At 70.5% G+C, this 24,858-nt stretch carries 22 protein-coding genes; 10 read left to right on the forward strand and 12 right to left on the reverse strand.

Going from position 1 to position 24,858, the window contains the following annotated elements; genetic code table 11:
- Positions 1–15: 15 nt before the first annotated feature.
- From EHO50_RS42680 to EHO50_RS42700, 5 genes are all read right to left on the reverse strand, one after another.
- Entirely contained in the window at positions 16–918 is a 903-nt protein-coding gene (locus EHO50_RS42680; RefSeq protein ID WP_128437274.1) for a dihydrodipicolinate synthase family protein, read from the reverse strand.
- The gene (locus EHO50_RS42685; RefSeq protein WP_128437275.1) at positions 915–2,306 is read right to left on the reverse strand and encodes an FAD-dependent oxidoreductase; all 1,392 of its coding nucleotides are present in this window, start codon (positions 2,304–2,306) and stop codon (positions 915–917) included. Before EHO50_RS42685 ends, EHO50_RS42680 begins: the two co-directional genes overlap by 4 nt.
- Positions 2,299–2,601 carry a (2Fe-2S)-binding protein gene (locus EHO50_RS42690; RefSeq protein ID WP_128437276.1) on the reverse strand — a complete coding sequence of 101 codons (303 nt, stop codon included), beginning with the start codon at positions 2,599–2,601 and terminating at the stop codon, positions 2,299–2,301. The genes EHO50_RS42685 and EHO50_RS42690 overlap by 8 nt, the downstream gene beginning before the upstream one ends.
- A complete protein-coding gene (locus tag EHO50_RS42695; protein WP_128437277.1) occupies positions 2,598–3,749 on the reverse strand; it encodes an NAD(P)/FAD-dependent oxidoreductase in 1,152 nt (383 codons plus the stop codon). The genes EHO50_RS42690 and EHO50_RS42695 overlap by 4 nt, the downstream gene beginning before the upstream one ends.
- 121 nt (positions 3,750–3,870) lie before the next feature.
- Complete coding sequence (locus tag EHO50_RS42700) at positions 3,871–4,533, reverse strand: MmyB family transcriptional regulator (protein WP_164905117.1); 663 nt, start codon at positions 4,531–4,533, stop codon at positions 3,871–3,873.
- Positions 4,534–4,756: 223 nt separating this feature from the next.
- On the opposite strand from EHO50_RS42700, the gene EHO50_RS42705 reads away from it, so the two are divergent.
- Together EHO50_RS42705 and EHO50_RS42710 are read left to right on the forward strand one after the other, a co-directional pair.
- The gene (locus tag EHO50_RS42705) at positions 4,757–5,407 is read left to right on the forward strand and encodes a helix-turn-helix domain-containing protein (protein WP_128437279.1); all 651 of its coding nucleotides are present in this window, start codon (positions 4,757–4,759) and stop codon (positions 5,405–5,407) included.
- 52 nt (positions 5,408–5,459) lie between these two features.
- Entirely contained in the window at positions 5,460–5,984 is a 525-nt protein-coding gene (locus EHO50_RS42710; RefSeq protein ID WP_128437294.1) for a toxin-antitoxin system, toxin component, read from the forward strand.
- A 57-nt stretch (positions 5,985–6,041) separates the two neighbouring features.
- Here EHO50_RS42710 and EHO50_RS42715 read toward each other — a convergent pair whose 3' ends face one another.
- Positions 6,042–7,085 (reverse strand): alpha/beta fold hydrolase, encoded by a 1,044-nt coding sequence (locus EHO50_RS42715; RefSeq protein ID WP_128437280.1) that lies wholly within the window; start codon positions 7,083–7,085, stop codon positions 6,042–6,044.
- Between the two features lie 232 nt (positions 7,086–7,317).
- Here EHO50_RS42715 and EHO50_RS42720 point away from each other — a divergent pair, with 232 nt between their 5' ends.
- A complete protein-coding gene (locus EHO50_RS42720) occupies positions 7,318–7,548 on the forward strand; it encodes a hypothetical protein (protein ID WP_128437281.1) in 231 nt (76 codons plus the stop codon).
- Between the two features lie 49 nt (positions 7,549–7,597).
- On the opposite strand, the gene EHO50_RS42725 is transcribed toward EHO50_RS42720, so the two are convergent.
- Positions 7,598–8,278, reverse strand: a complete 681-nt coding sequence (locus tag EHO50_RS42725; RefSeq protein ID WP_128437282.1) for a 4'-phosphopantetheinyl transferase family protein — start codon at positions 8,276–8,278, stop codon at positions 7,598–7,600.
- On the reverse strand, positions 8,275–9,135 hold the full coding sequence (locus tag EHO50_RS42730) for a metallophosphoesterase family protein (protein WP_128437283.1): 861 nt from the start codon (positions 9,133–9,135) through the stop codon (positions 8,275–8,277). The genes EHO50_RS42725 and EHO50_RS42730 overlap by 4 nt, the downstream gene beginning before the upstream one ends.
- 342 nt (positions 9,136–9,477) lie before the next feature.
- Here EHO50_RS42730 and EHO50_RS42735 point away from each other — a divergent pair, with 342 nt between their 5' ends.
- Together EHO50_RS42735 and EHO50_RS42740 are read left to right on the forward strand one after the other, a co-directional pair.
- Positions 9,478–10,611, forward strand: coding sequence for an ATP-grasp domain-containing protein (locus EHO50_RS42735; protein WP_128437284.1), 1,134 nt, complete (start codon positions 9,478–9,480; stop codon positions 10,609–10,611).
- A 138-nt stretch (positions 10,612–10,749) separates the two neighbouring features.
- On the forward strand, positions 10,750–12,435 hold the full coding sequence (locus EHO50_RS42740) for a carbohydrate binding domain-containing protein (RefSeq protein ID WP_128437285.1): 1,686 nt from the start codon (positions 10,750–10,752) through the stop codon (positions 12,433–12,435).
- A 202-nt stretch (positions 12,436–12,637) separates the two neighbouring features.
- On the opposite strand, the gene EHO50_RS42745 is transcribed toward EHO50_RS42740, so the two are convergent.
- From EHO50_RS42745 to EHO50_RS42760, 4 genes are all read right to left on the reverse strand, one after another.
- Positions 12,638–13,888, reverse strand: a complete 1,251-nt coding sequence (locus EHO50_RS42745) for an alpha-L-fucosidase (protein WP_181449802.1) — start codon at positions 13,886–13,888, stop codon at positions 12,638–12,640.
- A 4-nt stretch (positions 13,889–13,892) separates the two neighbouring features.
- On the reverse strand, positions 13,893–16,949 hold the full coding sequence (locus EHO50_RS42750) for an alpha-mannosidase (RefSeq protein WP_128437286.1): 3,057 nt from the start codon (positions 16,947–16,949) through the stop codon (positions 13,893–13,895).
- A gap of 70 nt (positions 16,950–17,019) precedes the next feature.
- Entirely contained in the window at positions 17,020–18,360 is a 1,341-nt protein-coding gene (locus EHO50_RS42755) for a 6-phospho-beta-glucosidase (RefSeq protein ID WP_128437287.1), read from the reverse strand.
- 190 nt (positions 18,361–18,550) lie between these two features.
- Positions 18,551–19,315, reverse strand: coding sequence for a DeoR/GlpR family DNA-binding transcription regulator (locus tag EHO50_RS42760; protein WP_128437288.1), 765 nt, complete (start codon positions 19,313–19,315; stop codon positions 18,551–18,553).
- A gap of 151 nt (positions 19,316–19,466) precedes the next feature.
- Between EHO50_RS42760 and EHO50_RS42765 the strand changes: the two genes are divergently transcribed.
- The 5 genes from EHO50_RS42765 (at position 19,467) to EHO50_RS42785 (ending at position 24,703) form a co-directional block, all read left to right on the forward strand.
- Positions 19,467–20,519: a carbohydrate kinase family protein gene (locus tag EHO50_RS42765; RefSeq protein WP_128437289.1), complete on the forward strand. Its 1,053-nt coding sequence runs from the start codon at positions 19,467–19,469 to the stop codon at positions 20,517–20,519.
- A 47-nt stretch (positions 20,520–20,566) separates the two neighbouring features.
- Positions 20,567–21,847: an ABC transporter substrate-binding protein gene (locus tag EHO50_RS42770; RefSeq protein WP_128437290.1), complete on the forward strand. Its 1,281-nt coding sequence runs from the start codon at positions 20,567–20,569 to the stop codon at positions 21,845–21,847.
- Positions 21,848–21,971: 124 nt separating this feature from the next.
- Positions 21,972–22,856, forward strand: a complete 885-nt coding sequence (locus EHO50_RS42775; protein WP_128437296.1) for a carbohydrate ABC transporter permease — start codon at positions 21,972–21,974, stop codon at positions 22,854–22,856.
- Entirely contained in the window at positions 22,853–23,725 is an 873-nt protein-coding gene (locus tag EHO50_RS42780; RefSeq protein WP_128434398.1) for a carbohydrate ABC transporter permease, read from the forward strand. Before EHO50_RS42775 ends, EHO50_RS42780 begins: the two co-directional genes overlap by 4 nt.
- Positions 23,726–23,752: 27 nt before the next feature.
- Positions 23,753–24,703: an alkaline phosphatase family protein gene (locus tag EHO50_RS42785; RefSeq protein ID WP_425472283.1), complete on the forward strand. Its 951-nt coding sequence runs from the start codon at positions 23,753–23,755 to the stop codon at positions 24,701–24,703.
- Positions 24,704–24,858 lie beyond the last annotated feature (155 nt).

Consider the following 24,858-nt stretch of genomic DNA (forward strand, 5'->3'; position numbering starts at 1 on the left):
TCAGCGCGAATGCGGTTACGCGAGCCCTGCGGCGACGGCCTGCTCGGTGGCGGCGCGGATCGTGGCCTCCTGCTCCGGCAGCAGCGGCACCCGCGGTGGACGACAGCGTCCCCCGTGGCGGCCGACGATGTCCATGGACAGCTTGATCGCCTGCACGAACTCGACCTTGGAGTCCCAGCGCAGCAGCGGGTGCAACTGCTCGTAGAGCTTCTTGGCGGTGCCCAGGTCGCCGCCGACGGCCGCGTGGTACAGCTCGACGGTGGACCGCGGCAGCGCGTTCGGGTAACCGGCGACCCAGCCCTTCGCGCCGGCGATCGCGAGCTCCAGCAGTACGTCGTCGGCACCGATCAACAGGTCGAGTTCCGGGGCGAGTTCGGCTAGCTGGTAGGCGCGGCGGACATCGCCGGAGAACTCCTTGACCGCGTGGATGTACCCCTCGCCGTGCAGCTTCGCGAGCAGTTCGGGGACGAGGTCGACCTTGGTGTCGATGGGGTTGTTGTACGCCACGATCGGGATGCCCGCCTCGGCGACCTCCGCATAGTGCAACAGCACCGAGCGTTCGTCGGCACGGTAGGCGTTGGGCGGCAGCAGCATCACGGACTCACAGCCGGCGTCGCGCGCCTGCTCGGCCCAGCGGCGGGACTCGGCCGAGCCGTAGGCGGCCACTCCGGGCATCACCCGCGAGCCGCCGATCGCGGCCACGGCGGTCTCCACGACCTTCGCCCGCTCCTCGGGGGTGAGTACCTGGTACTCACCGAGGGAGCCGTTCGGCACGACACCGTCACAGCCGTTGTCGACGAGCCAGGCGCAGTGCTCGGCGTACTTGTCGTGGTCGACGCGGAGATCGTCGTCGAGGGGGAGCGCGGTGGCGACGAGGACGCCGCGCCAGGGGCGGTGGTCGGTCGTTCGGTCGGTCATGAGGTTCCTTTCTCCGTGGCCATGTCGTGCTGCCGAGCGAGCACACCGAGCGGTACAGGTCGCGCGAACGGCCGCCGGGACGGGGTGAGTTCACATCCGGCGAGCCCGGCGACCGCAGGCCCGCACACACGTCCCTGGCACCAGCCCATTCCGGCCCGGGTCAGCAGCTTCACGGTGCGGACGTCGCCCGCCCCGAGCTCGTCCACGGCCTCGCGGACGGCCCCGGCGGTGACCTCCTCGCAACGGCAGACGAGGGTGTCGTCGGTGACCTGGTCGCTCCAGTGCGCGGGCGGCGGATACGCCGCGTCGAGGGCGGCGGCGGACTTCCGAAGTCTCGTACGGGCCTTGGCAGCCGACGCCCACTGTGCCGGATCGGGTTCGCTGCCCCTGAGGCGTGCGGCGATCGAGCGTCCGGCGATGTGCCCTTCGGCCAGGGCGAGGGCCGCGCCACCGATGCCGGTGGACTCGCCCGCCGCCCAGACGCCGGGCACATCCGTGCGCTGCTCGTCGTCGACGGCCACCGTCAGCCCGTCCAGGCGGCAGCCGAGGGTCTCGGCGAGGTCGGTGTGCGGGAGCATCCCGTGTCCGACGGCGAGGGTGTCGCACGGAAGGTACCGCTCGGTGCCGGGGCGGACGCGGCCGCGAGTGTCGAGCGCGGCGACGGTGACGCCGGTGAGCCGGTCGTCGCCGTGGGCGCGGACGACCGTGTGCCGGGAGAGGAGGCGGACGCGGTGCCGCAGGAGGCGGGCCGCGTATCCCGCGCCCTCGGGAAGCTTGCCGACCAGGGCCCGACCGTGCCGTACAAGGTCCTTGGGGCCTGCCGCCTCGACGAGTGCCGCGACCTCGACGCCGGCTGCCGCGAGCCCGGTCGCCACGGGCAGCAGCAACGGCCCGGTCCCGGCGACGACCGCCGTGCGCCCCGGCACCACGAGCCCGCCCTTCAGCATCGCCTGCGCACCACCGGCGGTGACGACACCGGGAAGGGTCCAGCCGGGGAAAGGGAGCACCCGCTCGTAGCCGCCGGTGGCGAGGAGTACGGCGTCGGCACGCACGGCAACCGACTCGCGCTGCTCGGGGCCGAGCAGGGCGTGCACGGTAAAACCGTCGGAGTCCCGTTCCACGGACCAGACATGATGCTCCGTCAGGAATTGAACGGCGAACCGGGCACCGCTCCCGGCCAGGCCGTCCCTCAGCCGTTCCCAGGTTCGCCACTGGTGGTGCAGGGCCTGCGGGCGGCGTGAGCGCAGGCCGGAAGCGGGCTGACGGTAGAACTGCCCGCCCGCTTCCGTCGCCGAGTCGACGATCGCGACCCGCACGCCCCGTGCGGCGGCCGCCAGCGCCGCGGCGAGTCCCGCCGGACCCGCGCCGATCACCGCGAGGTCAGTCATCGTGGCCCGTCCCCTCCTGTGTGCGGATGGCGTCGCCCGGGTGCAATGGCACCAGGCAAGCCCGCTGGTTCGGACGGTCGTTGACGGTGACCAGGCAGTCGAAGCAGACGCCGATGCCGCAGAAGACGCCGCGTGGCCGGCCCTCGCCCCGGGTGGTGCGCCAGGAGGTGACCCCGGCCGCCCAGAGCGCGGCGGCCACCGTCTGGCCGGGCAGTGCCTCGATCTCGCGGCCGTCCAGGGTGACCGGGAAGGCTGGGCCCGGGTGGGCGTCGGCAAGCTTCAGAGGGGTTCTCATACGGCCTCCTCGGCGAAGCGGTCGGGGCGGAACGGTGTCGGGTCCAGGTCCGGGGTCTTCGCGGTCAGCGCCCGGGCGATCAAGTGGCCGGTTCCGGTGGCGAGTCCGATGCCGGCGCCCTCGTGACCGCAGGCGTGGTACAGGCCGGGTACGCGGGGGTCGGGGCCGATGGCGGGCAGGTGGTCGGGCAGGTACGGGCGGAAGCCCAGGTAGGCACGCATCGCGTGCACGTCCGCCAGGAACGGGAACAGCCGTGTCGCGCCCGCCGCGAGCGCCCGTACGACGGGCAGGGAGAAGGTCCGGTCGAAGCCGACGCGTTCGCGGCTCGCGCCGATCAGGATCGGGCCCGCCGCCGTGCCCTCGACGACCGGCGAGGTCTGCAGCGCCGCCGAGTCGCTGGCCACGTCGGCCACATAGTCGGCGGCGTACACCTTGTGGCGGACCAGGCGCGGCAGCGGCTCGGTGACGAGGACGAAGCCGCGCCGCGGGAGGACGGGGAGACGGACGCCCGCGAGTGCGGCGAGCTCTCCGCCCCAGGTGCCGGCCGCGTTGACGATGGCCGGGGTGTGGATGTCGCCCTTGTCCGTGCGGACGCCGCGCACCGCGCCGTCCGGCGTGCGCAGGACGTCGGTCACCGTCCGGCCGGTGAACAGGCGGGTGCCCGAGGCGCGGGCGAGGTGGGCGGCGGCCAGGGCGGGCATGACCTGGCAGTCCTGGGGGTAGTGGACGCCGCCCGGCAGGCCCGGCGCCAGGTGGGCTTCGAGGTCGTACAGGGCGTCATCCGCGACCGGCTCCGCGACGACCCCCGCGGCGCGCTGCTCTTCGGCGAACCGCTCCAGCGCCGCGAGCCCATCCGGGGACGAGGCCACGACGACACCGCCCTTCGCCTCGTACTCGACGGCCGCCCCGAACTCCCGGGCCAGTTCGCCCCACAGGCGGCCGGAGAGCAGCGCGAGGTCGAGCTCGGGGCCCGGCTCCTTGTCGGAGACGAGGATGTTGCCCTCGCCGGCGCCGGTCGTGCCGCCGGCCACCGGGCCACGGTCTACGAGGATGACGTCGAGGCCCGCCCGGGCCGTGTACAGGGCGCAGGCCGCGCCCACCATCCCGGCTCCGACGACCACGACGTCGCAGGTCAGTCGCTCGGTCACGGCAGTACTATGTCACACACCACAGTCGGAGGGAACAGTCCCACGCCACCTCCTCCTCACAGGAACCGGCGTCCACCCTGACGGGGCGCCGTCGGCGACCTGAACGCCGACGGTGCCCCGTTCAGTCCTCGGGGGTGGGCACCACGCGTAGATGGGCCGCGGTACGGCGGGCCCCGCGCACCCTGGATCGGTCGCGGCGCACCTCGCGCAACACCAGCGTCAGCCGGGTGTAGCCCAACTCCTGAAGGGTCCTGGGCGTCTCGTCGACGACCCGGCATTCGGTCGCGCCCCAGCGCGGGTCGGGATGCAGCAACGGGCGTACGGCGCCGTCATGGGCGACGGCCCGCTCGCCGACCGCGCGGATCCAGTGCGGCAGGCCCTGCCGGTAGGCGGCCTCCATGATCGGGTCCTGGGCGATCTCCCGGCGGATGGCCTGCAGGCCGTGGTCGTGGCCGTGTCGCTCCACGGCGGCCGCGAAGTGGGCCAGCATCGGCAGGCACCAGTTGGACTCGTGCTCGCCGAGTACCGTGCTCGCATCCGGGTGGAAGAGCACGAACCTGAGGAAGTTCTCGTCGGGCATGGCGGTGGGATGCGGGCCCACACCGCGGAAAAGTGACGCGAAAGCGGTGTTCGCCAGAACGACGTCCCAGCGGTGGTCGAGGATGACGGACGGGAAGGGCACGGCCTCCAGGAGGGTGGCGTAGTCCTGTAGATACGCCTGGGCCTCGGGACTCTCGGGGGCGGGCCGCGGTACGGACCGCTGCCCACCTGCCTGATATGCCATCGGGAGGTCACCCCTCTTGCCTATGCGGCCTTCACGCGGCGCCTTGATCCTGCTGCCCCGGTCAGAGGCGTGTCAACTATCGTGGCATTCCATGCCTGTTGACGGCTGAAATTGGCCACAGTTGTGGCGAGACCTGGATGTGAGTTCGAACCAACCGGTAATGTCCGTCGAGTTCACGGCAACCGTTTGTGAGAAGCCTGTGAGAGACGTAGGAGTTCTGTCGGTGACGGATGCCTTCGAGGGTTCGGGCGCCACGCCGACGGCCGCACTGCCGGCCGTCGTCGCTCGTGTCACCGCGCTCGCCGACCGGCTCGGCGTGCCGCACGCGGAGGTCTTCGCCACCGGCCGCCTGTCCGTCGCCTCCGGCGTCCCGGAGCCCGTGGTCAAGGCCCTGCTGAGCGGCCGCCCGGCGGGCGAGCCGGACGTACAGGCCCGGTTCCTGCAGCGGCTCGACCTCCTGCGCCGCACCCGGCTCAAGCCTAACGGCCGCAAGTACACCCAGCAGGAGATCGCCGACGGCGCGGGCATGTCACGCCAGCAGGCGGGCGCTCTCATCAACGGCGACCGGCGCCCCACCATGGAACACTGCGACGCCATCCAGCGCTTCTTCCGTGTGCACGCCGGATTCCTCACGGCCGAGGACCCCGAGGCACTCGCGGGCGCCCTCCAGCGCACCGAGCAGGATCTGCTGCAAAAGCTCGCGGAGCGCGAGGCGGCCCAGGCCGCCGAGGATCCGCTGGAGAGACTCCTGCAGGACCACGGCGTGCGCGGCATCGCCTGGCGGGCCGCCCAACTGCCCACCGACCAGCACCGCGACAAGGTCGCGGAGTGGCTGGACATGCTCTTGGAAAGCGTCAAGCGGCCCGAGTCGTGATCCGGAGGGGAAAACGGGGAAGAACGGGAGAACTGTGGGCATCGGTAGGGAAATGCGCCGCCTGTGCGGCGAGTTGGTCGCGGAGCTGACGCTTCCCGTGCCCGCGGCGCCCGAGAAGCTGTACGGCGCCCTGTGCGACGCGATGAGCAGACGCCGCGGCCGACCCGTCCACTTCCGTACGGCCGCCTTCCCGCCCGGCACGGCCAGCGGGCTGTGGCTCGACATGACCGACCAGGATCTCGTCGTGATCGAGGAGCGCACCGCCCCCGACCACCAGTTGGTGATCCTCGGCCACGAGCTGTGGCACATGAAGGCCGGCCACTGCAGCCACAGCATCGAGGGCGCCACCGTGGCGGCCCGTCTCCTCGACGACGAGGCCGACCTGCGATCGACGGTCCTGAAGGTCGCCGCCCGCAGCCACTTCGACCAGGCGGAGGAGATGGAGGCCGAGACCTTCGGTCTGCTGCTGGCCAGCAAGTGCCGTGCGTGGCTGGCGGTTTCGTCGGTGCGGGGGCAGCGGGACCATCTGGCGGGGCGGATCGAGGCGTCGCTGGGGTACCTCGGGCCACAGGGCTGATCGAGGGCACGTCGGGCCGAGTACAGCCCCGGGTAGCACCTCTGGTAGCCCCTCGGGTCACGTCGCGCTGCGTTCGCTCGCCTCCCGCAGATCCCGTTCCACCGCGCGTGCACGGGCCGTGTCCGGCTGCCCCGCCGCCGTGCCGGGCCGCCCCGCCCGCAGCAGCTCGCGCCAGCTCTCGCGGCTCCAGTCGGCGGGCTCCGTGTCGCTGGTGAACTCCTCGACCAGGGCGACGAAGCGCGCCGGGTCGGTGTGGAACGGGAAGTGGCCCGCCCCTTCGAAGATCTCCAGCCGACTGCCGGGCATCGCCTCGTGCGCGCCGTAGGCGTGCCGCACCGGCACGACACTGTCCCGGTCGCCCCACAGCAGCATGGTCGGCATGCCCTCGGTGAGATAGCAGCGGTCCAGCATGGTGACCACCTGCCCGCGCCAGTCGACAACCGCCCGCAGGGTACGGATGAAGGCGTTGCGCGAGGTCTCGTCGGGCAGGGCGTCGACAAGGGTGAGCAGTTCCGGCGCGTCCTGGCCGAGGTCGGTGTCCAGGAGCCTCATCAGGCGCACCGCCAGCCCGACTTGGAGCCGCATGCCCGGCAGCCGCAGCGTCGACAGCATCAGATGGGCGCCCGGCAGCGACACCAGCCGCAGCACCGGGTTGACCTCGCGGCCCACCCCGCCCGCGCTGACCAGGATCAGCCGCTCGGTGCGCTCGGGGAACTGGTAGGCGAACTGCATCGCCACTCCCCCGCCCAGCGAGTGCCCGACCAGCGTCGCCGACTCGATGCCGAGCGTGGTGAGCAGATCGCGCACGCCGTTCGCGTACGCGGCCACCGAGTAGTCGGCGCGCGGCTTGTCCGAGGCGCCGTGGCCGAGCAGGTCGGGGGCGATCACGGTGTGCGTGCGGGCGAGGTCGGGGATCAGCTCGGCCCAGGTGTCGGAGGAGTCGCCTATGCCGTGGATCAGTACCAGCGCCGGACCGTCGCCGGCCATCCGGAAGGCGCGCCGGTAGCCGTGCACGACGCGGTGATGCAACTCGAGTTCTCCGTCACCCACCGGACGCAGCCGTACCGCGCGCGCCGGGTGCCGTGGCGGGACGTCGACCATGTACTCGCCTCCGTTCCTGTACGCGTTCCCAGGCCGCGAGAGCGCGGCCGAAAGCCCTTCCTTCCAGCGTAGGACGGCTTTCCCACAAGGGATTTCGGGGAGGTTTCGCCTCCGCTAAGCGGGCGAACCGACGCGTGGACGAACCCGATTGTCAGTGGTGGACGGCAAGCTGGTGATGCGCCCTCATATGCCGGGCGCGACGCGACGACGCCGACTTGGGGAGAGCCGACCGATGCCCACCGCCGTACTGACCGACCGCGAGCGCACCGCCGTCCAGGCCTATCTGCGGCTGTTGCACACCGTACGAGCCGCGTTCGACGGTCCCCCCGGCTCCCGCCGACCACCCGTTGTGCCGCCCTCCGTCCTCGCCGAGGCGGAACAGGCGCTGGCGGACGCGGGACTGAGCGGCAACGAGCAGGAGTTCTTCCGGCTGCTGCAGAACTGGTGTCCCGCGGAGCCCTAGCGGAGCGATGGCGGACCGCTGGGCACCTCTGCGGGGTGCCCTGGGGGCTTCAGGTGTGCGGCACGCTCACCGCGGTCGCCACCAGCCCCCGTCGGACCGTCCACCGGCCCTCGAAGAGGTCGACCCGGCGGTCGCCCACCCACGGGCCCGGCACGAGGAGCCGGGCCCGGAAACCGCCGCTGTGCCGGTCACCGGGGGCGGCGAAGACGTCGATGTCGGCCTCGGTGAAGTCCAGCCACTTTCCGGTGAGGGGGAACCATGCCTTGTAGACGGACTCCTTGGCGCTGAACAGGAGCCGGTCCCAGTGGATGCCGGGGTGACCGTCGGCCAGCCGGCGCAGCCGGATCTCCTCGGCGGGCAGGGCGACGGCGGACAGGACACCCTCCGGGAGCGTCCCGTGGGGTTCGGCGTCGATGCCGAGGGAGGCCAGGTCGGTGGCGCGGACCAGCGCGGCGGCGCTGTAGCCGTCGCAGTGGGTCATGCTGCCGACCAGACCGGCCGGCCAGGTAGGGGCGCCGCGTTCACCGGGCAGGATCGGCTGCGGTGGCACGCCGAGCTTGTCCATGGCGCGGCGCGCGCAGGAGCGGACGACGGCGAACTCCCGGCGGCGCTTGCCGACCGCCTGGGCGACGACCGCCTCCTCCTCGGGGTACAGGACCGTGTTCGGGGGCTCCTCGTCGCCGTACGCCTCGACGGTGACGACCGCGTCCGGCAGCAGTTCCTCGATCAACGGGCCCCGTCCTCCCCGGGCAGGATCCGGCGCAGCCGTCCCGGCGGCTCCGGTCGCTTGCGCCACTCGCGGGGGTATCCCACGGACACCTCCTCGAAGCGGACGCCCTCGTGCCAGGTGGTCCTCGGGATGTGCAGATGGCCGTAGACCATGGTCTCGACGCGGAACCTGCGGTGCCAGTCCGCGGTCAGCCGGGTGCCGCACCACATGGCGAACTCGGGGTACCACAGGACGTCCATCGGGTGCCGGTCCAGCGGGTAGTGGTTGACGAGGACGGTGGGCAGGTCCGCGGGCAGTGCGGCGAGCCGACGCTCCGTCTCGGCGACCCGGGCCTCGCACCAGGCCTCGCGGGACGGGTACGGATCGGGGTGCAGCAGGTACTCGTCGTTGCACACGATCCCGGTTCCGTGCGCGTACTTCAGCCCCTCCTCCTTGGTCGTGCAGCCGGAGGGCAGGAAGGAGTAGTCGTACAGCAGGAACAGCGGCGCCACGGCCACCGGGCCACCGGGGCCGTCCCAGACGGGGTACGGGTCCTCCGGGGTCGTCACGCCGAGTTCCCGGCACACGTCGACGAGGTGCTCGTAGCGGGCCACGCCGCGCAGGGTGACGGAGTCCTTCGGGTGGGTCCACAGTTCGTGGTTGCCCGGCGCCCAGACGACCTTGCGGAAGCGGCCGGCGAGAGTCTCGAGGGCCCAGCGGATGTCGGCCACGGTCTCCGCCACGTCGCCGGCGACGAGCAGCCAGTCGTCGTCGGAGTCGGGGCGCATCTTCTCGACGAGGGCGCGGTTCTCCTCGTAGCCGATGTGCAGGTCACTGATGGCCAGCAGCTGTCCGGCACCGCCGGCCGTCGACGTCACCCTCGCCCCTTTCGATCACCCGAGTTCGATCACACGAATGACACCACGAGAACACAGAGTGCCATCCCTGTACAAGGCGGGATCTCGTCTGCGCGGCGGGATCTCGTCGGTCGTCCGACAGGGCGGTACGACTGCGGCCGGGGCCGGGCCGGGGTGGTCAGGAATGATCCGCAATTCCGTAACACGTACGTTGCACGCGGCACCCTTTGAAAGCCGTATGATCGCCCCAACACCACCGCCATGAACGTCCCTTCGCACGGGGCGGTTTGGTGTACCTCCAACCACCCTGCCCGGGCACGGGCCTGCTTTGCCCTGCCCGCGAACCCGAAAGGACGGCCCTGCATGGTCTCTCGCGTACGCGTCTGGCTCAACCGCACGTACGCGGAGAACGTGTTCTTCATGGATCAGCTGCGGAGAAATCCCAGCGATCGGGCCGTCGAGATCCATGCGACGCACGGGGACGCCGACTCGCCCGTACTGGCCGCCGCCGACACCGCCGAGCTGGAGCCGGAGGGCCTGTCCCCGGCCGGATACGTCGAGTACGCCCTGGACCAGTGCCGACGCCGCGGCATCGACGTGTTCGTGCCCCGGATGCACCAGTCGGCGATCGTGGCGCACCGCGCGGAGTTCGAGGCGGCCGGTACGGCGCTGCTGGCTCCGCCGCCGGAGGCCGTGGCGGTCTTCCAGGACAAGGTGATCGCGTACGAGGCCGTGCAGGCGATCGGGGTGCCGGTGCCGCCCTGGTGGCGGGTGCGCACCGCCGACGAACTCGTCGCCGCCGTCGAGGAGTTGGAGGCCGGGGGTTACAAGGCCTGCTTCAAGCCGGCGTCCGGTGCGGGCGGGGTGGGCTTCCGTGTCATCACGCGCGCCCCCTTCTCGCTCATGCACCTCAGCGGGTTCCCGACTCCGTATGTGCAGCTGGATCTCGTGGTGGACGCCCTGCGCCGGGCCGACGATCAGGTGGACTGGCTGGTCATGCCTCGGCTGGAGCAGCCGGAGGTGTCGGTGGACTGCCTCACCGGTCCCGACAACCGGGTCCGGCTGGCCATCGGCCGGGTCAAGAACGGTCGCCGTCGTGGGTTCACGTTGCAGGAGCAGTGGCTGGAGCCGGCGCGGCTGATCGCGGAGGGGTTCGGACTGCACTATCTGTCCAACATCCAGTTCCGGATGTTCGGGGAGACGCCGGTGCTGATGGATGTGAACACGCGGCCGGCCGGTGGGTTGCATCAGCTGTCGCTGTGCGGGGTCAATGTGCCTTGGCTGGCTGTCCAGTTGGCGCTCGGCGAGGATCCGGGTGAGGTGGCTCCGCCGTTCCTCGGGCAGGACTACACGGTGGTCTCCGGGCCGCGGCCGCTGCGGCCGGTGTCCATTCCGCAGCAGCGGTCGGAGGTCGAGGGGCCGTTGCTGCCGGCGATGCCCGCGCCGGCGCCGGTCGACTCGGTCGGGAGTGGTGCGGCCCAGGCCCTGCCTCTCTAGTTCTTCCGGTATGGACCAATCCCGGCGTCAGCCTTGACAGCGGGATTGGTCCATACCAACTTGGTTGGCGTACTCCTCTGCACCTCGTGTCTGTACCTCGTGCACTCCCGAACACCCCACACTTCCCAGGGAGATCGCGTGCGCAACCAACCCCTCAGACGTCTCAGACGTCGACTGCTCGCCCTGCTCGGCTCCGCCGCCCTCGCGGTCACCGGAGCCGTCGTCCTTCCCGGTACGGCCCATGCGGCCAACGTCCTGTCCAACGCCGGCTTCGAGTCGGGCGGGCTCTCCCCGTGGTCCTGCACCGGCAATCTCGGCTCGGTCGTCTCCTCCCCCGTGCACGGTGGGTCCAAGGCCCTTGCGGGGGCGGTGAGTTCGAGTGACATCGCCCAGTGCAGCCAGACCGTCGCGGTCCAGCCGAACACGGTGTACACGCTCAGCGGCTGGGTGCGCGGGTCCTACGTCTACCTCGGGGTGAACGGCGGGGCCTCCACCTGGACGTCGTCGCCGTCGGCGTACAGTCGGCTGTCACTGTCCTTCACGACCGGGGCCTCCCAGACCAGCGCCACCGTCTACGTCCACGGCTGGTACGCGCAGGGCACCTACTACGCCGACGACATCAGCCTCGACGGACCAGGTGGCGGCGGCTCCGACAGTCAGGCACCGACCGTGCCGGGCAGTCTGCGGTCCACCGGCAAGACGTCGTCGAGCGTGTCGCTGGCGTGGAACGCCTCGACGGACAACGTCGGGGTGACGGCCTACGACATCTACCGGGGTTCGAGCCAGGTGCTCAGCGTCTCCGGTACGAGTGCCACGGTCAGCGGTCTGTCGCCGAGCACGAGTCACACCTTCACGGTGAAGGCGCGGGACGCGGCCGGGAACGTGTCGGCGGCCTCCAACGCCGTGACCGTCACGACGGACGCGGGTGGCGGTGGCGGTACCGGCTTCAAGCAGGCGGCGCCCTACCTCTACCTCGGCTGGGGCGACCCGCCGAGCGCGACCTCGGTGATGAGCGCGACCGGCATCAAGTGGTTCACGATGGCGTTCATCCTGTCCTCCGGCGGCTGCAACCCGGCCTGGGACGGACAGCGCCCGCTGACCGGCGGCAACGACCAGAGCGTCATCAACTCCATCCGCTCGGCGGGCGGTGACATCGTGCCGTCGATCGGCGGCTGGAGCGGCAACAAGCTCGGTCCGAACTGCTCGTCGGCTCAGGCGCTGGCGGGTGCGTACCAGAAGGTGATCGACGCCTACGGGCTGAAGGCCATCGACGTCGACATCGAGAACACCGACGAGTTCGAGAACGCGACCGTGCAGGACCGGATCCTGAACGCCCTGAAGATCGTCAAGGCGAACAACCCCGGGCTGCGGACCGTCCTCACCTTCGGCACCTCGACGACCGGGCCGACGTACTGGGGCAACCGGCTGATCGAGCAGGCCAAGGCGCTGAACGCGGACATCGACGTCTTCACGATCATGCCGTTCGACTTCGGCGGCGGCGCCGACATGTACGGCAACACCGTGAACGCGACGGAGGGGCTGAAGAACAAGCTGAAGTCCACCTTCGGGTGGGACGACGCCACCGCCTACGCCCACATCGGCATCTCCGGCATGAACGGCCTGTCCGACCAGCAGGAGCTCACCTCACCCGCGATCTGGACCCAGATCCGCGACTGGGCGAACTCGCACCACATCGCCCGCCTCGCCTTCTGGTCGGTCAACCGCGACCGGCCGTGCCCGGGCGGCGGCGTGACGAGCAACTGCTCCGGGATCAGCCAGAGCAACTCGCAGTTCACGTCCATCACGGCCGGGTTCACCGGCTGAGGCAGAACTTTTTTCTCAGGAGGTGTATCAGGGCGCCGACAGCGCGCTCATAAGAGTGAAAGGCAACGGGGGAACCACGGGGGATCACGGGGAACCACGGGGGAACGCACCACAACGGGGGAAGCACGGGGGCTTCGGGTCGGCCGGCGCTGTCACGGGGGCAGCGGCCGGCCGGCCCGAAGGTGCGTCTCAGGGGCAGGGGTCAGAAGCGGCCCGAACCGCGGTACAGCTCCAGCTCCCCGTCCAGTTCGACGGCGAGCACCGTGGCGTGCGGGTCGAGGTCCGCCTCGGTGGGCGGCTCGATCCAGAGCACCCCGGGTGTCTCATGCAGGCCGCCGGTGATCCTATGGGCCAGTTCCCTGCCGCTGCCGAGCACCGTGACCCGGCGTACCGAACCGAGCAGCCCGCGTACGTTGATCTCGGCGCGCGGGGCGTCGAAGAGGATCAGGTACAGGGTGCGGCGGTCCTCGGAGAGGGTGCTCGGGCCGTAATGGTGGCCGCCCGGGAGACCGCGCACCGTGCCGTACACCGCCTCCGCGTGCTTCGCGATCCAGTCGCCGAGGCCCTCCAGGCGCTCGACCTGCTCCGCCGGGATCGTGCCGTCCTCGCGCGGCCCGACGCTGAGCAGCAGATTGCCACCGCCGCCGATCGTCTCGGTGAAGTAGCGGATCAGCTGGTCGACCGACTTGTGGTTGTGGTCGTGGTGCTGGTGGCCCCAGGAGTCGTTGATCGTCAGGCACAGCTCCCAGGGACCCTCGGGCGGGACGACCGGGGCGCCCTGTTCGGGTGTCGCGTAGTCGCCCTCGCTGAGCATGCGGGCGTTGAAGACGACGTCCGGCACCTCGGAGCGGATCAGCGCGGCCAGTTCGGGGATGCGCCACTGCTCCTCACTGCGGTCCCACTCGCCGTCGAACCACATGAGGTCCGGCTGGAAGCGGGTGGTGAGTTCGCGGATCTGGCCGTCCCGGTAGGCGAGGAAGCGTTCCCAGGCGTCCAGGTCCTCGTCCTCGGCCGCGACCTCGGAGTACCGGTTGTCCTCCAGCTCCGGCGGGCGGCCGGGCTTGCGCGTGGAGGCGTAGTCGGGGTGGCTCCAGTCCGAGTGCGAGTAGTAGAGGCCGACCTTGAGGCCCTGTTCCCGCAGGGCGTCCGCGTAACCGCCGATCAGGTCGCGGCCCACGTTCAGGTCGCCGTGGGCGGTGTCCCACAGGGCGACGCCGTCGTGGTGGCGGCTGGTCAGTACGGCGTACTTGGCGCCGGCCCGCGCGAAGAGCTTCGCCCAGTCGCGCGGGTCGTAGCGGGATGCCGTGAAGCGGTCGAACTGGGACATGTACTGGTCGTAGGGGACGATGTCGTCGTAGAACGACCAGGACTCCTGGACGCCGTCGACGGCGTAGATGCCCCAGTGGATGAAGATCCCCAACTTGGCGTCGGTGAACCAGGGTTGCATCGGCACCGGGTCAGCTCCCCTCGCCGCGCTTCAGGCGGAGCGTGAGGACCTGGAAGGGGCGCAGGGTCACGTTCACCCCGCCGTCGCCAGTGAGGTCCGCGTCCTCCTGCAGTGGGCGCTCCAGCAGGTCGGTCACCTGGGCGCCGGCGAGCGGGAAGCCGGTGCGCAGGACGCCGGTCGCGCGGCCGCCGCTGGACTCGTAGAGGCGTACGACGACGTCGCCGGACCGGTCGTCGGCCAGCTTGACCGCTTCGACGGTCACACCGTTCCCGGCCACGGAGACGACCGGCTCGGGCGCGCCCGCCGCATCCGCCACCCGCAGGGGGAGGTTGAGGGCGTAGCCCTCGGCGACGGCGTCCTCGATGCTCGCGCCGGGCAGCAGGGAGTAGGTGAAGCGGTGCTTGCCCTGGTCGGCCTCGGGGTCCGGGATGCGCGGCGCGCGGACCAGGCTGAGGCTGACCCTGGTCGTCGTACCGCCGTCCTCGCGGACCGTGCGGGAGACGTCGTGGCCGTACGTCGAATCGTTGATGACCGCGACGCCGTAGCCGGGCTCGGCGATGTGCACCCAGCGGTGGCCGGAGACCTCGAAGCGGGCCGCCTCCCAGCTGGTGTTGGTGTGGGTGGGGCGCTGGATGTGGCCGAACTGGATCTCGGCGGAGGAGTGCGGGGCCCGGATGTCCACCGGGAAGCCCGCCTTGAGGATCTTCTCGGCCTCGTGCCAGTCGATCTCGGTCTCGAAGTCGATGCGGGGGCTGTCGGCGCGCAGGGTGATGGTCTGGGTGATCTTCGAGCCCTTGCCGAAAGCACGCTCGACACGGATCGCACCGACGAGCGGGCTCGCCTCGACGACCGTGACGGACTCGGCGTCCAGCAGGTCGGTGAAGCGGTTCTTGTAGTGCTTGTCGATGTCCCAGGCGTCCCAGTAGTTCGGGAGGTCGGTGTGCAGGCGCAGGAGGTTGCCCTTGTCGGCGAGGACCTCACGGCCGGCCCGCAGATCCCGTACGGAGGCCAGCGTGCCGTCCTCGGCCACCTCCACACGGACCAGGCCGTTGTCGAGGACGCGGCCCTCCGCGTGCACCGGCTGCGAGGGCTCGGCGATGGCGAGGGGCGCACTGCCACTGGCGGGCACCTTCACATACGCCGGTGCGCCCTCGGACGTACGCACCACCTCGGCGCGCTCGTACGGACTGGTGTTGAAGACGCGGGTGTCACCACCCCCCAGTGCGGCGACCGCCTGAGCCGTCAGCGCCTCCAACTCCTCGGCCACACGCGCGTATTCGGCCTCCGCCTCGCGGTGCACCCAGGCAATGGACGACCCCGGCAGGATGTCGTGGAACTGGTGCAGCAGAACCGTCTTCCACAGCCGGTCCAGCTTCTCGTACGGGTAGGAGTAGCCCGGCGTGTGCAGCGCGGCCGTCGTCGCCCACAGCTCGGCCTCGCGCAGCAGGTGTTCGGAGCGGCGGTTGCCCTGCTTGGTGCGGGCCTGGGAGGTGTAGGTGGCGCGGTGCAGCTCCAGGTAGAGCTCGCCGACCCAGACCGGGGCGTCCGGGTACTCCTCGCGGGCCTTGGCGAAGAACTCGTCCGGGTGCTCGACGACGACCTTCGGCGAGCCCTCCAGGTCCGCCAGCCGGCGCGCCCGCTCCATGATCTCGCGGGTGGGGCCGCCACCGCCGTCGCCCCAGCCGAAGGGTGCCAGCGAGCGGGTGCCGCCGCCCTTCTCGGAGTAGTTGCGGACCGCGCGGTCCATCTCCTCGCCGCTGAAGCGGGCGTTGTAGGTGTCGACGGGCGGGAAGTGGGTGAAGATGCGGGTGCCGTCGATGCCCTCCCACCAGAAGGTGTGGTGGGGGAACTTGTTGGTCTGGTTCCAGGAGATCTTCTGGGTCAGGAACCAGTCGTTGCCGGCGAGCTTGGCGAGCTGCGGGTAGGCGGCGGTGTAGCCGAAGGAGTCCGGGAGCCAGACGCCCTTGGTCTCGACGCCGAAGTGCTCGATGAAGAACCGCTTGCCGTGGACGAGCTGGCGGGCGATCGCCTCGCCGCCGGGCAGGTTGCCGTCGGCCTCCACCCACATGCCGCCGACCGGCGCCCACTGGCCCTTCTTCACCGACTCCTGGATGCGGGCCCAGACGTGCGGGTAGTTGTCGCGCACCCACTCGTACTGCTGGGCCTGCGAGCAGGCGAAGATGAAGTCCTCGTACTCGTCGGCCAGCGACGTGACGTTGGAGAAGGTGCGGGACGTCTTGCGCTTCGTCTCCCGGATCGGCCACAGCCAGGCCGAGTCGATGTGGGCGTGGCCGACACCGGAGATCGTGTGCGCGCTGGCGTGCGCGGGGCGGGCCAGGACGGGCGCGAGCAGCTCGCGGACGGCCGCGGCGCTGCCGGAGACGTCGTCCAGGTCGAGGGCGTCCATGGCCCGGTCGAGGGCATGCATGATCTCGTGGCGGCGCGGCTCGTGCTCGCCGAGGTGGACCATGAGCTCGCGCAGCACCTGGATGTCCAGGTCGAGGTGCCAGACCTCCTCGTCGAGGACCGCGATGTCGGCGCGCTGGAAGGTGTAGAGGGGCTTGTCGCCCGCCGTGAGGACGTCGCCGAGCTGGGTCGTCTTCGAGAAGTTGTCGGCCAGGATGTCCGGGTTGGAGGCGGCCTCGACCAGGTAGTCGATCTCCTCACCGCCGGAGACCGGGTTGCCGATCGGCACGTACTGGTTGAGCGGGTTGACCGCCTTCAGGGGCCGGCCGTCGGGCAGGTGGACCAGGGCCTCGGCCTGGTTGCCGGGCCAGTCGCCCACGAAGCCGAGGTCGATGACCGCCTCGACGCGTCGTCCGGCCCACTCGGCGGGCACCCGGCCGCGCATCCGGAACCAGGTCGTGCCCCAGGGCGGGCCCCACGGGGTGTCCATCGCGAAGGGCGCGTAGCGGGCGGCCGCGGCCTCCTCGAAGGAGACCGGCTCCCCCGGTGCCTGCCAGGCCTCGACCTCGAAGGGGACGGTGGCCGAGTAGATCGCGGGCTTGATGCGCTGGTTGTGGACGCGCTCGACGCGTTCCTCGATCCGGCGGCGTTCGTCGTGCATCAGGGTCTCCAGGGAGGGAGAGAACGGAGAGGGAAGCGAGGGTGGGTGAAAGCGCTTTCCGAGGCGAGCGCTATTTAAGGTACGCCAGGCCGGGGTGGACCGAGGAGTACCCCTCGACCAGCCTGCGGGCGACGTTGACCGAGTCGACCAGCGGGTGCAGCGCGAACGCCTTCACCGCCGTCGAGCGCGAGCCGGACTCGGCGGCGGCCAGCACCTCCCGCTCGACCGCCTTGACCGAGCAGACGAGGCCGGTGGCGTGGTCGGGCAGCGGCGCGACGGCGACCGGGTGGGCGCCGTTGGCGTCGACCAGGCAGGGCACCTCGATGACGGCCTCGGAGTCGAGCACCGAGAGCGTGCCCTGGTTGCGGACGTTGAGGATCAGGGTCGTGCGCTCGTCGCGGGCGATGGCCCGCATCAGCGCGAGCGCCACCTTCTCGTAGCCGCCGGAGAGGTCGTCGGCGTCGCGCTCGCCGGCGCCGGCGGTCTCCCGGTTCTCGGACATGTAGGTGGCCTCGCGCTCGGCGCGGGTGCGGTCCCAGACCTCCAGGGCGGAGGCGTTCGACTGCTCGACCTCCCGGTAGAAATGCGCCTGCTGGTCGGCGAGGAAGGCGCCGCGGGTCTTCTCGGCCTGCTGGTAGGCGCGGACGGCTTCCCGGTTGAAGTAGTAGTAGTGCAGATATTCGTTCGGGATCGCGCCGAGGGACTGAAGCCAGTCGACGCCGAAGAGCTTGCCCTCCTCGAAGGAGCCGAGCAGATCGGGGTCGGCGAGCAGGCGCGGGAGTTCGTCGCGGCCGGCGACGCGCAGGCCGCGGACCCAGCCGAGGTGGTTGAGGCCGACGTAGTCGATCCACGCCTCGCCGGGGTTCTTCACGCCGAGCACCCGGGCGATACGGCGGCCGAGGCCGACCGGCGAGTCGCAGATGCCGATGACGCGGTCGCCGAGGTGGCGGGACATGGCCTCGGTGACCAGGCCCGCGGGGTTGGTGAAGTTGATGACCCAGGCGTCCGGGGCCAGCCGGGCCACCCGCTGGGCGATGTCGACGGCGACGGGAACGGTCCGCAGGCCGTAGGCGATGCCGCCCGCGCCGACCGTCTCCTGGCCCAGGACGCCCTGGTCGAGCGCGACCCGCTCGTCGTTCGCCCGGCCTTCCAGGCCTCCGACGCGGATCGCCGAGAAGACGAAGTCGGCGCCGCGCAGGGCCTCGTCCAGGTCGGTCGTGGCGGTCACCTCGGGCGCGTCGGGCACCCCGGCCGCCTGCTCGGCGAGGACGCGGGTCACCGCGGAGAGCCGCTGTCCGTCCATGTCGTGCAGCACGACATGGGTGACCCGGCCCTCGGCGCGGTCCGTGAGGAGCGCCCCGTACACGAGCGGCACGCGGAATCCGCCGCCGCCCAGAATCGTCAGCTTCACCGGGTTCCTCCCATCGGGGAGGCTGCGCGCAACGCGGTGCTAGAACCAAGCACGCGCCACCTCCTTGAACCTGCTTCAAGCTCCCGGGCTGGTGCCAACCCGGGGTGTGTGGAGGGTGTGAGACCTCGCTGTTCGCCGAGCGGTGCGGCGGCCCGAGCCGGGAATCCGCCCGCTTCGGCCGGAGGCGGGTTCACGTCTGAACCTTTCCCGCCACGACGACCTCGACGCCCGCCTCCTGGAGGGAGGACCGCGTCGCCGTGTCGACCGGCGCGTTCGTCACCACCACGTCCAGCTCCTCGGGACCGCACACCTTCGCCATGCCGTGCCCGGGGAACTTCGCCGAGTCGGCGAGCAGGACGACCTTGTCGCCGGCCTTGATCATGGCCCGCTTGACCGGCACCTCGACGACCGTGGTGTCCATGACCTGCCCGCCGGGCCGCACCCCGCTGGTGCCGAGGAACAGCCAGTCGGCGTGCAGCTGGCGCAGGTTGTCCTCGGTGAGGAAGCCGACCAGGGAGCGGTACTCGCGGCGGAGCATGCCGCCGAGCAGCACCAGTTCGATGCCCTCGTCGTCGGCGAGCTCCTCGTAGACCACCAGGTTGCTGGTGATCACGGTGAGGCGGCGGCCGTGCAGCTGGCGGGCCAGCCGGAAGGCGGTGGTGCCGATGTCGAGCAGCACCGACTGACCATCTTCGATCATCGCGGCGGCGTGCGCGGCTATGGCGTCCTTCTCGGCCACGCGCATCTCCGCAACCTCGGCGAAGGGCTGGTCGCCCTCCTCCACGACGGCGCCGCCGTGGACCCGCGTGAGGAGGCCGTCCTCCTCGAGTTTGACCAGGTCACGCCGGATCGTGGCGGGGCTCACACCCAGCTGTTCGGAGAGATCGGTCACGGCCGCGGGGCCACCGGCGCGCAGGGCCCGCAGGATGAGTTGGTGTCGTCGTTCCGCTAGCACGGCGTGAACACTACTCGTCATCTTCAATCATCGCCATGCTTATTTCTGCTCAGGTATTGACCAATCTCGCTGAGCGGCGCACGATTCCGGTCACCGAAATGAAGAGTTTTGACGAGCTCTCCGAGCGGGTCCCGAACGAGAGGACGAATCCGTGGACGACGAACGGCCCGATGTGCTGCTGACCGGGCTGCTCTTCTACGACCTCGTTCTCACGGGGCTCGGAAAGCCCCCGACACCGGGCGAGGAGATCTGGACCGGCGGCATGGGCTGCGGCCCCGGCGGCATCGCCAACCTGGCGGTGGCCGCCGCCCGCTTCGGCCTCAGGACCTCGCTGGCCACGGTGTTCGGCGACGACCTCTACGGCGAGCACTGCCGCGACGTGCTGTGCGACCAGGAGGACATCGACCTCTCGCTCTCCCGCACGGCGGACGGCTGGCCCACCCCCGTCACCGTCTCCCTCGCCTACGGCCACGACCGGGCCCTCGTCACCCACGGCCAGGAACCCCCGTACTCACAGGACGCGCTGATGGGCGAACCGCCCGAGGCGCGCACGGCCCTCGTGCACATCGAGGCCGAACCGCGCGAGTGGATCGCCAAGGCCGCCGCGAACGGCACCCAGGTCTACGCCGACGTCGGCTGGGACCCGACCCAGCAGTGGTCCACCGACCTGCTCGACCAGCTCCGCCTGTGTCACGCCTTCCTCCCCAACGAGACCGAGGCGATGGCCTACACCCGCACCGACAGCGCGGTCGCGGCCCTCGGCACGCTCAGCGAGCTGGTGCCGGTGGCCGTGGTGACACGCGGCGGGGACGGGGCCGTGGCCGTCGACCAGATCACCGGCGAGTACGCGGAGGTACCGGCCCTGGACGTCGACGTCCTCGACGCGACAGGCGCCGGTGACGTCTTCGGCGCGAGCTTCGTGGCGGCCTCGCTCGGCGGCTGGCCGCTGGCGGAACGCCTGCGGTTCGCCGTGCTCGCCGCCGGGCTGTCCGTCCAGCATCACGGCGGGGCGCTCGCCGCGCCGGGCTGGTACGGCGTGGACCGTTGGTGGCGCTCGCTGACCGACCCCGACCTCAAGCGGGCGTACGGCTTCCTGGCCGACCGGATCCCGGCGGACGTGGGACCGCCCGTGCAGTACGCCCCTGTCACCCCGCCGGCCCCGCACACGTCCGTCGGCCCACACGCCCGTGAACGGCGGCACTGACCCTCGAACCCCCTCTCCACGTCGTACAGGAACAACAGGAGTGACCCGTGGACCTTTCTCGTAGAGGCTTCCTCCAGGCCGCCGTCTTCACCGCGGCAGCCTCCGGCCTGACCGTCGCCTGCGGTGGCGGCTCGGAATCCGGCGGTACCAAGAACGGCAAGGACCTGACCCTGTGGTACTGGGGCGGCGCCCTCAGCGACAAGGTGGTCGCCGAGGCCAAGACGCACTTCAAGGGCCAGATCAAGCTGACCAGCGCCTCCATCGGCGGCGACTTCAAGCAGAAGCTCACCACGACCCTCGCGGCGGGCGGCTCCTCCGTGCCGGACATCACCGGCATCAAGGGCGAGGACATAGCCTCCTTCCTGCCCAACGCCGACCGCTTCCTCGACCTGAACGACCTGGGCTTCAAGAAGATCTCGTCCCAGTACCTGGAGTGGAAGACCAAGCTCGCCCAGACCAAGGACGGCAAGCAGATCGGGTTCCCGATCGACATCGGTCCCACCGCGCTCTTCTACCGCGCGGACCTGTTCGACAAGGCCGGGCTGCCCACCGACCCGGCCAAGGTCGCAGCCGTAGCCAAGACCTGGGAGGACTACTTCGCGCTCGGCTCCGAGCTGAAGAAGGCGGTGCCCGGCGTCTTCCTGGTCAACAACATCAGCTCGGTGTTCAACATCGCGGTCGGCCAGGGCACCAAGCGGTTCATCGACGAGGACAACCACTTCATCGGCGACCAGGACCACATCCGTACCGCGTGGGAAACGGCGATCCGCCCCTACACGCTCGGCATCGACGCCAAGATCAACGACCAGACCTGGAACGCCGCCATCGGCAAGAACCTGGCCACCGAACTCGGCGCCGCCTGGCACGCGCTGGACATCGAGTCGGCCGCCCCGGGCACCAAGGGGAAGTGGCGGGTCTGCGCGACGCCGAACGGGCCGGCCAACCAGGGCGGCTCCTACCTGGCCCTGCCCTCGCAGTGCCGGAACCCCGAAGAGGCGTTCAAGATCATCAGCTGGATCCTCAGCCCGGACAACAACGCCAAGAGCTACACGGACGCCACCATCTTCCCCGCCTCCCCGGCGACGTACGAGATGGCGGCCATGACGGGTCCCGACGCCTTCTTCGGCGGGCAGAAGATCATCGAGGTCTTCGGCCCGGCCGCCGAGGCCATCCCGGTGAGCTACGAGGCACCTGCGGACTCCGCCGTCATGGCTCCCTTCACGGCCGAGCTGAGCAGCATCGAGGCCAAGGGCAAGAAGCCCGACGACGCCTGGAACGACGCGGTCAGCCAGGCCAAGCAGATCGCCCGGCGACAGGGGGTGAGCTGAGGTGTCGTCCCCTCCGGTCACCGGCCCCGCCGCGGTGCGCGAGCACCGCGGCGGGCCGGGCCCGGCCCGTTTCCGCCCGCGGCGCACCCCGCCCGCGGGCGCCGCTCGGCCGACGCGCCGCGGGGTGCTGTCGTACTGGCGGCAGTACCTGGCGATCTCGCCCTTCTACCTGGTCTTCCTCGCCTTCTCGTTCGTCCCCGTCTTCTATTCGCTGTATCTGTCCTTCCAGCGCTACGACGGCCTGGGCACCAAGCAGTTCGTGGGCCTGCAGCAGTACGAGTTCCTCTGGAACGACCCGGTCTTCTGGCTGTCGATCCGCAACACCCTGCTGATCTGGGTCCTGTCGACCGTCCCCACGCTGTTCGGCGCCCTGGTGCTGGCGACGCTGCTGCACTCGGTGCGCCGCTTCAAGGGCTTCTACCGCATCGCCCTGTACGTACCGAACGTCACGTCGATCGTCGCCGTGGCGATCTTCTTCGGCGCGGTGTTCAGCAACAACTTCGGTCTGGTCAACGCGATCCTGGGCACGGTCGGCATCCAGCCCGTTCCCTGGCTGAGCAATCCGTGGCTGATCAAAATCGTGATCGCCGCGTTGATGACCTGGATGTGGACCGGCTACAACATGATCATCTACCTGGCCGGCCTCCAGGCCATCCCGCAGTCGATCTACGAGGCGGCCAGGATGGACGGCGCCGGACCCATCCGGACCTTCTTCCAGATCACCATTCCGATCATGCGGCCCATCATCCTGTTCACCGTCGTCATCTCGACGATCAACGGTCTGCAGAGCTTCAGCGAACCCCAGGTGCTCTTCGCCAGCAACGCCGCCAACCAGAACCAGGGCGGCCCGGGCCAGGCCGGCCTGACCACGCTGCTGTACTTCTACCAGTCGGCCTTCCTCGACAACGACTACGGCTACGGCGCGGCCATCGTGTGGGCCTTCTTCGTACTGATCATCGTGCTAGTCGTCGTCAACTGGCGCATCGTGCAACGAGGGAGGAAGTCATGACGGCAGCTGCCACGACACAGCCGGCCACGGGTGCGAAGCGACGGCTGCGGCGTCCCAGGGGCCTGACCGCGCACATCCTCCTCGGCCTGGCCGTCCTGATCTCGGTCTTCCCGTTCCTGTGGACGATCGTGATGGCGACCAACACCACCAAGGACATCTACCAGAGCCCGCCGAAGCTGACGTTCGGCTCCCATCTGCTGGAGAACATCCGGCATGTGCTCGACACCATCGACTTCTTCGGGTCGATGCTCAACACGTTCGTCGTCGCGTGTGTCACCACGGTCCTGGTGCTGTTCATCGACTCCCTGGCGGCCTTCGCCTTCGCCAAGTTCGACTTCCCCGGGCGCAAAGTGCTCTTCGGCACGCTGCTGGTGTTCATGATGCTGCCGCTCCAGCTGGCCGTCCTGCCGCAGTTCATCCTGATGTCGGAGCTCGGCTGGGTCGGCATGCTCAAGGCGCTGGTCTGGCCCGCCCTCTCCAACGCCTTCGGCATCTTCTGGCTGCGCCAGTACATCGAGAACGGTGTGCCCGACGAACTGCTGGACGCGGCGCGCATCGACGGCGCCGGGTTCTTCCGCCAGTACTGGAACGTCGCCCTGCCGATGATCAAGCCCGCACTGTCGTTCCTCGCCATCTACGCCTTCGTCAACGCCTGGAACGACTACGTCTGGCCGCTGATCGTGCTCACCAACCCCGACCACGTCACGCTCCAGGTCGAGCTGGCCCAGCTCAACCTCGGCCACAACACCGACTACAGCATGGTCATGGCCGGTGTGCTCATGGCGGCCGTCCCGCTGGTCGTGGTCTTCACGATCTTCGCGCGGGGGTTCATCGCGGGCGCCACCGAGGGTGCGGTACAGGGCAGCTGAACCGGTGTCGAGAGAGAGGGGTGCGCCGTGGTGGATGCCGCCGGCGGGGGACGGTCCGGGCGCGGCAAGGTGCTCGTGGTCGGTATGGACGGCCTGCGCTTCGACCGGCTGACGCGCTCGCCGTCGACCGCACCCGTGCTGCACGGACTGATGGCCGCGGGTGCCGTCGGGATCAGCCTGCTGCCCTACGGCGAGGTGGACGGCCAGGCCGACGGCGGGCCGTCCACCAGCATGGCCTACACCGACTCCGGACCCGGCTGGTCGAGCGTGCTGACCGGGGTGTGGCCCGACCGGCACGGGGTGACCGGCAACGACTTCACCGGCGCCGACTACTCCCGCTATCCCGACTTCCTCAGCCGCGCCCGCACCGCGCGGCCCGGTCTGCGCACGGCGGCCGTGGTGTCCTGGCCGGCACTGGTCCGCCGCGGCACCCTCGGCCGCGCCATCGGCCGACGTGTGCGCCACAACGGCGAGTCCCGCGGCTACGAGACCGCGGACCGCCGCGTCGCCCGCACCGCCGTACGCTGGCTCACCAAGCACGACCCAGACGTCGTGTTCGTGTACTTCGGCGCCACCGACGAGGCCGGCCACGCCACCGGCCCCCTCAGCCCCGCCTACGATCAGGCCCTGCTCACGCAGGACGCCCACCTCGGGCGGCTGCTGGAGGCGATCGACGCCCGACGCTCCGAACCCGCCCGTGCGGACGAGCAGTGGACCGTGCTGGTCACCACGGACCACGGACATCTCGACTCCGGCGGCCACGGAGGCGACACGCGTGCCGAGCGAGAGGTCTTCGTCGTGCTCGCCGGGCCCGGCGTGCCCGCCGGCACCCGGCTGGACACGCCCCGCCTCATCGACATCGCCCCCACCGTCCTGGACCGCCTCGGCATCCCCCTCGACCCCGCCTGGGACCTCCAAGGCCGCATCCTGCCCGGCTCGACGTCACCGACGTCACCACCCCCTTCGGAAGGGTCATGACCGACGCACTTCTCGCCCTGCGCCCCTGGGAGGCACCCGAGGTGACCTCCTGGGGGCGGCTGCCCATGAACGCCGTCGACCGGCGCTCCGGAGCACTCCCCCTGGACGGCGACTGGCGCTTCCAGTTGCTGTCCGCTCCGGACGCGCCGGTCGAC

The organism is Streptomyces cyaneus (assembly GCF_004028635.1).
GTDB classification, from domain to species: domain Bacteria; phylum Actinomycetota; class Actinomycetes; order Streptomycetales; family Streptomycetaceae; genus Streptomyces; species Streptomyces cyaneus.